This is a genomic window from Pectobacterium sp. CFBP8739 (assembly GCF_013449375.1).
GTDB lineage: Bacteria > Pseudomonadota > Gammaproteobacteria > Enterobacterales > Enterobacteriaceae > Pectobacterium.
The window spans coordinates 24,568-34,560 of sequence record NZ_JACDRR010000003.1 but is presented as its reverse complement, the minus strand read 5'-3'; the positions used below and the strand labels follow the sequence as shown (position 1 = coordinate 34,560).

Here is a 9,993-nt window from a genome sequence, read left to right as displayed (position 1 = left end):
AGCGTCTTTACGATCTATCCATTACTACCGCTCGGGTATTTCGTCAGACGCTTAGCGATCAGGCAACCTGAACCGGAATCGCTTTTGCCTGACGTTGTAGCTCGTTATCACCAGAGAAATAGGCTACTTTCGGGCTGTGGTTTCTGGCTTCCTCGTCAGACATCTGCACGTAGGAGCAGATAATCAGTTTGTCGCCAACACAGGCAAGGCGAGCGGCGGCACCGTTCACGGAGATAATGCGTGATCCTCTTTCGCCCACAATCGCGTAGGTCGAAAAACGCTGGCCGTTATCAACGTTGTAGATATCAATCGCTTCGTATTCCAGAATGCCGGCGGCATCCATAAAATCCTGATCGATGGCGCAAGAGCCTTCATAATGCAAGTCAGCCTGAGTCACTTTTACTCGGTGCAGCTTGCCTTGCAGCATGGTACGTATCATCGCTTTGTTACCTCGGTTCATACAGTCAAATCGACCTGGTGGTTATCAATCAATCTGGCCTTGCCTAACCAGGCAGCCATCAAAATCACTGCTCGTGTGCTGGCAGTGTTCAGCGGTTGTAGCGTCTCCGCATCACGGATAAACAGTTCATCAGGCGTAAAACCCGCTTCGCGCAACTGCTCTGCGGTTTGTTCCAGCAATGTGTCTATCTGGCGATCGCCGTTGTCCAACTGCGCCGACAGATCCATCATCAACTGGTAAAGTTTCGGTGCCAACTGGCGTTCTTCAGCACTGAGATAGCCATTACGTGAACTCAATGCCAGCCCATCTTTTGCACGCACGATAGGGACGCCAATGATATCAATGTCGTAGCCCATATCTCGGACGAGTTGTCGAATCAGCGCTAGCTGCTGATAATCTTTCTCACCGAAGCAGGCTAAATCTGGCTGTACCAGATTGAACAGCTTGCTGACGATGGTGGCTACGCCGCGAAAATGTCCTGGACGGCTGGCACCTTCCAACATAGAAGACAGGCCAGGTACATCGACAAACGTTTGTGATTCCAGTCCATTGGGGTATACCACATCTGGGCTCGGTGCGAAAACCAGATCGGCTCCGCGACGGTTTAATTTCTCACAGTCTTCCTGCAATGTCCGGGGGTAGCGGGCTAAATCATCTGGCCGCTCAAACTGCATGGGATTGACAAAAATGCTGACAATAACGATATCGGCACGTGCCTTGGCTTCATCGACCAGCGTCATGTGCCCGTCATGCAAGTTACCCATGGTAGGAACCAACGCAATGCGTTTCCCTTCCTGACGCCAGCGGCGAACTTCGCGGCGCAGCAGCAGAGGGGTTTCGATAATTAACACGCTCGTACTCCTAAACAAAACAACCTGATTAACGGAATGCTCGTTTTTTAATGAAATGAATGTTCTTCGGCTGGGTAGAGACCCTGTTCGACTTCTTGTGCATACAAACGTACTGCCGAACGGATATCTCCCCCGCTTTGCGCCAGAAAATTCTTGGCGAATTTAGGCGTGTTGTCACCGGTAATGCCGAAAGCATCATGCATGACCAGAATCTGCCCGTCGGTCACGTTGCCGGCGCCAATGCCGATCACCGGAATCGACAGCGCATCCGTAACGCGTTTAGCCAGCGCAACCGGTACACATTCCAGCACAAGCAACTGTGCTCCCGCTTCTTCAAGCGCAAGCGCATCGGCCAGCAGTTGATTGGCATCGCTTTCGCTCCGGCCCTGAATTTTATAGCCACCGAAGATGTTAACGGACTGCGGCGTCAGACCCAGATGACCACAGACTGGCACGGCGCGCTCAGTCAGCATTTTTACCGTTGGGGCAAGCCAGCTTCCGCCCTCCAGTTTCACCATATTCGCACCTGCACGCATTAGTTCTGCGGCCTGGCTGAACGTTTGTTCTGGCGTGGCATAGGTCATAAAAGGCATATCGGAGAGAACCAGCGCCAGTGGGGCGCCGCGGCGAACACACTGTGTGTGGTAAACGATGTCGTTGGTGGTCACGGGTAAGGTGGAATCGTGACCTTGCACGGTCATTCCCAAAGAATCACCGACCAGCATTACACGGATGCCTTGTTCAAAAAACAGGCGGGAGAAACTGGCGTCGTAAGCGGTAATCGTAGCGAATTTTCGCTGATCTTGTTTCCATTGGCGCAAATGGGAGATAGTCGTCGGTTTCATGACGGTCTTCCTATGTCAATAGGGCGAAGAATTAAGGGGGACATTCTAATGTAAGCCGACGAGTAGCGATATACCCGTCGCGCGTCAAGTTGCAGATGTGAGAGGTGTTGATAAGCGAGGCTGTCAGTTGGCCTCGCGATTCCGTCGGTTTATTGTCTGTCCCATAATGTCAGACCGTTGCGATCGACATGGGTTAGCCGCTGGGCAAGCGTTTCGCCGTCGGGGAATGTCAACTCAGGGGCAATTTCCGCGAGCGGATAGAGCATGAATTCGCGATTTTTCATGTCGTAATGCGGCACGGTCAAACGTTCAGTCTGGATGATGACGTCGCCAAACAGCAGAATGTCCAGATCCAACGTGCGTGGGCCCCAGCGGTGTTCCTTGCGTTCGCGACCTTGTTCCAGCTCGATAGCCTGTGTGTGATCGAGCAGAGATTCGGCCACTAATGCGGTTTCCAGTTCAACGACGGCGTTGAGGTAGTCTGGCTGATCCTGCGGGCCAAGCGGGCGGCTACGATAAAATGAGGAACAGCAAACGACGCGCGTATGTGGAATCGCGTCTAGTGCAGACAACGCCGTGCGTACTTGTTGCAAAGGCTGGGCAAGGTTGCTGCCCAGCGCCAGATACACACGTACCATCAGGCTTGATCTCGGCGTGACGCTGTCGGTTTACGCGGTCGGCGAGGGCGGGAACGACGGTGTGGTGTCGGGCCGTCATCCAGCGACTTCAGCATATTTTGCTGGCGTGGTGGCGCAGCAACCTGGAATTCCCCCCACCACTGCGCCAGACGCAGCAGCTCCTGATGGTTTTCGATTTCGGCACGCAGACAAAGCAAGTCATACGCGGCGCGGAATTTCGGATGTTCCATCAGTTTATAAGCGCGTTTCCCCTGACGACGAGACAGGCGAGTTTGCAATTGCCAGATATCGCGGACTAAAGAGGTAATACGCTTAGGAATCGCCAGAGAACGACACTGTTCATCCAACACATCGTTCATCGCCAGCGAGAAGGCATCGAAGTAAGCCAGACCGCTTTCCTGAGCCAGCTTTTGTGCATGCTCAACCAGCGGATACCACAGCATGGCGGAAAACAAAAACGCTGGATTGACTCGCATGTCATTTTGCAGGCGCTGATCGGTATTTTTCAGCACCTGTGCAACCATGCGCTCCAATGTGGAATCGCCGCTTGGTGTGAAGTAGCGACTCAGCAGCGGGAAAAGCGGCTGGAACAGCTGGTATTCACACAGCATCTTATAAGTTGGGTAGCCATAGCCTGATTGAAGCAGCTTTAGTGACTCTTCAAACATGCGTGCCGCAGGAATATCGTGCAGCAATGAGGCCAGACGAGGAATCGGTTCAGCGGTTTCTGGGCTGACCGTCATGTTCAGTTTGGCCGCAAAACGGACGGCGCGCAGCATACGCACCGGATCTTCACGGTAGCGCGTTTCAGGGTCGCCAATCATTCGGATGACACCCTGACGTAGGTCGTTCAGGCCACCGGTATAGTCACGAACGCTGAAATCAGAAATGCTGTAGTAGAGGCTGTTGATCGAGAAATCGCGGCGCTGGGCGTCTTCTTCAACCGAGCCGAAAATATTGTCGCGCAGCAGCATGCCGCTCTGAGCCTGCTGAGAAGAATTCTTGGTTTCCTGCTGTTCCTGATGCTGATCGTGGTGACCACGGAACGTGGCAACTTCAATCACCTCTGGCCCGAACATGATATGAGCCAGACGGAAACGACGCCCAACCAAACGACAGTTGCGGAACAACTTGCGTACCTGATCGGGCGTAGCGTTAGTGGTGATATCAAAATCCTTTGGCTTTTTGCCCAGCAGCAGATCGCGTACACCGCCGCCAACCAGATAAGCCTCGTAGCCCGCTTTGTTCAGGCGATAAAGTACCTTCAGCGCGTTATCGCTGATGTCGCTGCGTGAAATAGTATGTTGGTCACGCGGGATCACCGTCAGGTTCTGATGCGTTTCCTCTAATTCGACCATTTCGTTCTCACGATTCAGTACTTTACGACAAAAATTAGCAACTCGGGAAAAGATAATACACCTCGATAGTGATGGATAAATCAACAGCACAGCATTGGCGTCGCCCCCCAAAGGGGCGGCTAAGGATGGCGCGCCATGAAAAATAGCGGCTAATCATAGCTCACCAATGCCCCTTTGAGAATGCTGATGTGATCGTGGACGCGTTTATTACCGCCTGTAACGGGACGATATCAAGGGACCAGTGCGCGACAGACCATGCCAGCAGTGCGGAAAGCGTCATGTCTTGCGCGTTTTCCGGCAGCGGTTGATTCAAGAATCGCAGTGCAGCCAGCAGCACGGGACGCGGATCGCTGTTCGGCAGCGCCGGGGCATGATTCTGTTTAGACAGTTTATTGCCCTCGGTATTCAGCACCAGCGGCAGATGAACATAGGTAGGGATCGCGTAGCCCAACTGCTGATAGAGTGAAATTTGCCGGACTGTCGGTTCGATAAGATCGGCACCGCGCACGATCTCCGTAACTCCCTGATCGTTATCGTCGATCACGACGGCCAGATTATAGGCAAACAGCCCATCGCGGCGGTGGATAATAAAATCTTCCTGCGCGAGTGCCGTGTCGGCATACAGTTCGCCACGCAATTTATCGTGAAAGTGAAATACTGGCCTCGCCTGACGCAGGCGTAGCGCGGCGTTATCGGAGGGCAGGTTACGCGTCCGGCAATAGCCGTCATAGTGTCCGCCTAACTGCTGAATACGGCTACGCGTACAGGTGCAGTAATAACTCATTCCCTGCTGTTGCAGTAGCTGAAGAATCTCACGGTAACGCGCATGGCGCTGTGATTGGTAAACCACATCGCCGTCCCAATACAGACCGTAATGTTCTAACTGGGCGAGTATACGGGAGGCAGCACCGGGAATTTCCCGTGGCGGATCGATGTCTTCAATGCGTACCAGCCAGCGCCCTTGTTGGGAACGCGCCTGAAGATAACTACCCAGTGCGGCGATGAGTGAGCCAAAATGCAGATCGCCAGAGGGAGAAGGCGCAAAACGTCCGACGTAATGGTCGGTTTCAGTAAAGGGATTCATTTCAGGAGAAGGGGTAGTTTCGGTAAAACGACTTTTCTGTGTAAAACAAGCTGTTCCAGACATAAGGGGTTGATGCTATCTCATCAGCGTTTTATCCAGACAGAAGATAGAGTGATGAACATCATTCATCAGCGGTAGCGATCCTAGAATCGGCCCCCGCGATAGGCAGGAGCTGATTCTGGACAGGAAAATTAGCCTGCCATTTGCTTTTCGCGTATCTCTGCCAGTGTCTTGCAGTCAATACACAGATCGGCGGTCGGACGTGCTTCCAGACGGCGGATGCCAATCTCGACGCCACAAGATTCGCAGAATCCGAAATCCTCTTCTTCGATTTTCACCAGTGTTTTGGCGATTTTCTTGATCAGTTTGCGCTCACGGTCACGGTTACGCAGTTCGAGACTGAACTCTTCTTCCTGCGCTGCGCGATCCACGGGATCGGGGAAATTAGCGGCTTCATCGCGCATGTGCGATACCGTACGATCCACTTCATCCATGAGTTGGTTGCGCCATGCTTCAAGAATGCGCTTGAAATGAGCCAGCTGAGCGTCGTTCATATACTCTTCGCCCGGCTTCTCCTGGTACGGCTCTACTCCGGCAATTGCGAGAATGCTCAGAGAAGATGTCTTACGGTTTTGCCCTTCTTGCATGTTGCTTCTCCTACATAACACGACACGCATAACACCCTTTTATGCAGTGAAATTGCGGCGTTGTTGGCCATAACTTCAGCTATCTGGGTATATCGGCCCCCATAGGGGGAAAAAACAGGCCGCTATAAATAGCAGATGGAGATGGGGTTGGCAATGCTTCCTGACACCGGCCTGATAAAGTGTGAGGCGCAACCCGTATACATTAAATAACAAACAATCTGTTACGCCTTTGGTGGTGCGTTCGGCGTGTTATGCAATGCTTTTACTTCATCCCAACAACGGTAGTTTGTGCGTCAATGTAATACCGTCAGGGCATAATGTGGAGCCGTAACATAAAATTTCAACCCCTGCCCGCTGTGCTTCTGTAAATAATTCCGCATAGCGTGCATCAATATGTTGGGCGGTGGAAACTTGTTGGATTCCTGAATGGAGCACGGCGAAAAACAGCACTGCGCGTTTTCCATTGGAAGCCATCTGTTGCAGTTCACGCAGATGCTTCTGCCCTCTGAGCGTCACTGCATCGGGAAAGTAACCACATTCATGTTGCAATAATGTGACTGATTTCACCTCAATATAGCAGTCAATCCTGTCTGGCGCCTGTAAAAGCAAATCGATTCGGCTATTTTCCGTACCGTATCTCACTTCCGTTTTTACGTCTGAATAACCCGACAGTTCTTCTATTCGATTCTCCAATAAGGCTTCGCACAATAATGTGTTGGCACGCAGAGTATTGACACAAATCCAGTGATTTTGTTGCGTTTCTGTCAGTTCCCAGCTGTGCGCATACTTCCGTTTAGGGTTATCGGATGTGGAGTACCAGACGGTATCGCCGGGCGTCGCACAGCCCGTCATCGCTCCCGTATTGGCGCAGTGCAGCGTGAGCGTCTCACCTTCTGGGGTCACGACATCGGCCAAAAAGCGTTTGTAACGCTTAATTAACCGGGCGGGTTGTAAACGCGGAGTATAGTCCATGAGAATCCTGTTCTATTTAATAAATGACCAACTTTCCAACTGTTGATAGCGGGTTTTACCATTATCGAAAAGTGATTCGTAAAGCGAAAAGTGCGTCATATCAACCTGCCAACTGAAGGTCGCGGCGGGAATCGCAACGGGGCGAGTCGCGCCGCGTAGCAGCGTAATGTGTGGATGAAAAGGTAATGCCGTTTGATAACAGCCGTTGCGTGCGGCCTGGGAACGCAGCAGTTCTGCCAGTTGCAGCAGCCCGCGTGGTGCGCGGCGACAGCCCAGCCAGACTACGCCGGGACGCGGCCAGTGTCCGGCGTCATCCAGCGTAAGGGAAAATACAGGCTGACGGATGCGACCCGCCAATGTTCGTAAGGCCTGCGCTTTTTGTTCGCTAACGTCACCTAAAAAAGCCAGCGTCAGATGAAGATTGGCCGCCGCGACCGGACGACCGGCTTCTGGGGCGAAGTGCTCGGCACGCCAGCGGATAATCTCTTGCTGTGTGATTTCCGGTAGTGATAGGGCAAAAAACAGGCGGCGGGGGGCTGACATGGCGATCTCTCTGTTCTGATTCCATCCGATGCGACATTCATCATGATGCTACAATGCTCGCCGCTGAAAGTTAACCTTATACGGAGATGTCTGTGATTTTACCGCCTGTCAGCGCCGTGCTGGATGATGTCATAACGGCGCTACATACTGCGCCTCAGGTGCTGCTCAATGCCCCAACAGGGGCGGGAAAATCGACCTGGCTGCCGTTGCAATTGCTGCAGCAGGGTAATTTAAACGGGCGCATCATCATGCTGGAGCCGCGTCGTCTTGCGGCGAAGAGCGTAGCCTGGCGGTTGGCGCAGCAGCTCGGTGAGGAACCGGGACAGACGGTAGGTTATCGCATGCGCTCAGAAAGCCGCATGAGCGACGCAACGAAACTGGAAGTCGTCACCGAAGGGATGCTGACCCGTCTGTTACAGCAGGATGCGGAGCTGCAAGGCGTGGCGCTGATCATCCTTGATGAATTTCATGAGCGTAGCGTACAGGCTGATTTGGCACTTGCGCTGCTGCTCGATGTGCAACAAGGGTTACGTGACGATTTAAAACTGTTGATTATGTCCGCGACGCTCGACAATGCGCGGCTGGCGGCACTGCTGCCGGAAGCGGTCTGCGTGGTTTCCGAAGGTCGTAGCTATCCGGTTGAACGGTGTTATGTGCCGCTGAATAATCAGGAACGATTGGAAGAGGGTGTTGCGCGACAGGTGCGGCGTTTGCTCAGTGAAGAAGACGGTTCGCTTCTGCTGTTTTTGCCCGGCGTCGCGGAGATTCGCCGCGTGCAGGCGCTGCTGGAAAATAGCGTATCGAGCGAGACGGATCTCTGCCCTTTATATGGTGCGTTGACGCTGGTGGAACAGCAAAAGGCAATTCTGCCTGCTGAACCGGGTCGTCGTAAGGTGGTGTTAGCCACCAATATTGCAGAAACCAGTCTAACGATTGAAGGAATCCGACTGGTGATGGATAGTGGTCTCGAACGTGTCGCCAGCTTTGATGTGAAAAGTGGTGTCACCCGACTGGTGACGCAGCGAATCAGTCAGGCCTCTATGGTGCAGCGCGCCGGGCGTGCCGGACGGTTAAGCCCCGGTATGTGCTGGCATCTGTGCTCGCGTGAACAGGCAGAACGCGCAGCGGCCCAAAGCGAAGCCGAAATACTGAACAGCGACTTAAGCAGCGTCTGGTTGGACTTATTACAGTGGGGCTGTACCGATGTGGCGCAGTTAACCTGGCTGGATAGGCCACCTGCCCCCGCGCTGTATGTCGCACGTCAGTTACTGCGCCAGCTAGGTATTACCGATGAGCAAGATAGGTTGACCGCAGAGGGGCGCAAGATCGCCGCACTAGGTAGCGATGCTCGTTTGGCGACGATGTTATATGCCGCATCACAGCAAAATTCAGATGCGCTGGCGACCGCCGGATGTCTGGCGGCGATCCTCGAAGAGCCGCCGCGTAGCGGGTCGATTAATCTGGCCGACTGGCTGCATCGTCCATTGCCACACTGGCTGCGACGAGCAAAACAGCTGACACGCCGTTTATCGACGGATCCGGGGTGCATTGACAGCGGAGAAGCTGACTGGCTGCTTGCACAAGCTTTCCCCGATCGCATCGCTCGGCGGCGCAGTCAGGATGGGCGCTACCAACTTGCGAACGGCAGTGGCGCGATGATGTCGGCTGATGACGCGCTGTCGGGTACGGAGTGGTTGTTGGCTCCGGCACTGCTGCAAAACGGCCGAACGCAAAACAATCAGAACGCGGATGCAAGGATTCTGCTGGCGTTGCCACTGGATATTGAACGGCTGGAACGGCGGCTACCCGGACTAATAAATGAACATAACGTGGTGCACTGGGACGAAGAAAAGGGTACTCTGCGCGCCAGCCAGCGTGACCAGATAGGTAGCCTGACGCTACGAACGCGCCCGTTGAATAAGCCTTCCGATGAGGCTCTACAGCAGGCGCTGTTATCCTGGATTCGGGAGCAGGGGATTGAGGCATTAAACTGGGACGCTGCGGCGTTGCAGCTACGCGCCCGGCTACAGTGTGCCCACCAGTGGTTGCCCGAGGTTGATTGGCCACTGGTGGATGACGATACGCTGCTGGCAACGCTCGAAATCTGGCTACAGCCATCACTGTCTGGCGTGCGTGACTTACGTGCGCTACACCAGATTAATTTGAGTGAGGCGCTACTGCGGTTGTTGGACTGGTCACTGCGTCAGCGGCTGGATAGCGCATTACCCACGCACTACACGGCACCCGGCGGCAGTTGCCTGCCTATCGCCTATTATGACGATAAGCCACCGGTGCTGTCGGTGCGGATGCAGGAAATGTTTGGTGAGCAGCAGAGCCCGCTGTTGGCAGAGGGGCGTGTGGCGCTGGTACTGGAACTTTTATCGCCAGCGCAGCGTCCACTACAGATTACGCGGGATTTAGCGGCATTCTGGCAAGGCGCTTACCGCGAGGTGCAAAAAGAGATGAAGGGGCGTTACCCCAAGCATGTCTGGCCGGACGATCCGGCGAATACGGCTCCGACGAGACGTACCAAGAAATATCAGAATCACTAATTTCAGACGTTTCCGCTTTCCCAAAAAAGGGGCTGGAAACAGA

Annotated in this window: 10 protein-coding genes; 1 reads left to right on the top strand and 9 read right to left on the bottom strand. The window is 53.8% G+C overall.

Features of this window, described 5'->3' with window-relative positions; translation table 11 throughout:
• Positions 1-58 precede the first annotated feature (58 nt).
• From panD to thpR, 9 genes are all read right to left on the bottom strand, one after another.
• Positions 59-439 carry an aspartate 1-decarboxylase gene (gene panD / locus H0247_RS00450; RefSeq protein ID WP_180740744.1) on the bottom strand — a complete coding sequence of 127 codons (381 nt, stop codon included), beginning with the start codon at positions 437-439 and terminating at the stop codon, positions 59-61.
• A 17-nt stretch (positions 440-456) separates the two neighbouring features.
• Positions 457-1,311, bottom strand: coding sequence for a pantoate--beta-alanine ligase (panC, locus tag H0247_RS00445; protein WP_180740743.1), 855 nt, complete (start codon positions 1,309-1,311; stop codon positions 457-459).
• 47 nt (positions 1,312-1,358) lie between these two features.
• Positions 1,359-2,156, bottom strand: a complete 798-nt coding sequence (panB, locus tag H0247_RS00440) for a 3-methyl-2-oxobutanoate hydroxymethyltransferase (RefSeq protein ID WP_180740742.1) — start codon at positions 2,154-2,156, stop codon at positions 1,359-1,361.
• A 149-nt stretch (positions 2,157-2,305) separates the two neighbouring features.
• Complete coding sequence (gene folK / locus H0247_RS00435; protein WP_180740741.1) at positions 2,306-2,794, bottom strand: 2-amino-4-hydroxy-6-hydroxymethyldihydropteridine diphosphokinase; 489 nt, start codon at positions 2,792-2,794, stop codon at positions 2,306-2,308.
• Positions 2,794-4,206: a polynucleotide adenylyltransferase PcnB gene (gene pcnB, locus H0247_RS00430; protein WP_370463282.1), complete on the bottom strand. Its 1,413-nt coding sequence runs from the start codon at positions 4,204-4,206 to the stop codon at positions 2,794-2,796. Before pcnB ends, folK begins: the two co-directional genes overlap by 1 nt.
• A gap of 106 nt (positions 4,207-4,312) precedes the next feature.
• Positions 4,313-5,236 carry a tRNA glutamyl-Q(34) synthetase GluQRS gene (gluQRS, locus tag H0247_RS00425; protein ID WP_180740746.1) on the bottom strand — a complete coding sequence of 308 codons (924 nt, stop codon included), beginning with the start codon at positions 5,234-5,236 and terminating at the stop codon, positions 4,313-4,315.
• 191 nt (positions 5,237-5,427) lie between these two features.
• Positions 5,428-5,883: an RNA polymerase-binding protein DksA gene (gene dksA, locus H0247_RS00420; RefSeq protein WP_010280759.1), complete on the bottom strand. Its 456-nt coding sequence runs from the start codon at positions 5,881-5,883 to the stop codon at positions 5,428-5,430.
• A gap of 267 nt (positions 5,884-6,150) precedes the next feature.
• Positions 6,151-6,855 carry a DNA/RNA nuclease SfsA gene (sfsA, locus tag H0247_RS00415; RefSeq protein WP_180740739.1) on the bottom strand — a complete coding sequence of 235 codons (705 nt, stop codon included), beginning with the start codon at positions 6,853-6,855 and terminating at the stop codon, positions 6,151-6,153.
• A 12-nt stretch (positions 6,856-6,867) separates the two neighbouring features.
• Positions 6,868-7,398, bottom strand: a complete 531-nt coding sequence (gene thpR, locus H0247_RS00410; RefSeq protein ID WP_180740738.1) for an RNA 2',3'-cyclic phosphodiesterase — start codon at positions 7,396-7,398, stop codon at positions 6,868-6,870.
• A 92-nt stretch (positions 7,399-7,490) separates the two neighbouring features.
• Here thpR and hrpB point away from each other — a divergent pair, with 92 nt between their 5' ends.
• Complete coding sequence (hrpB, locus tag H0247_RS00405; RefSeq protein ID WP_180740737.1) at positions 7,491-9,950, top strand: ATP-dependent helicase HrpB; 2,460 nt, start codon at positions 7,491-7,493, stop codon at positions 9,948-9,950.
• The last annotated feature ends 43 nt before the right edge of the window (positions 9,951-9,993 follow it).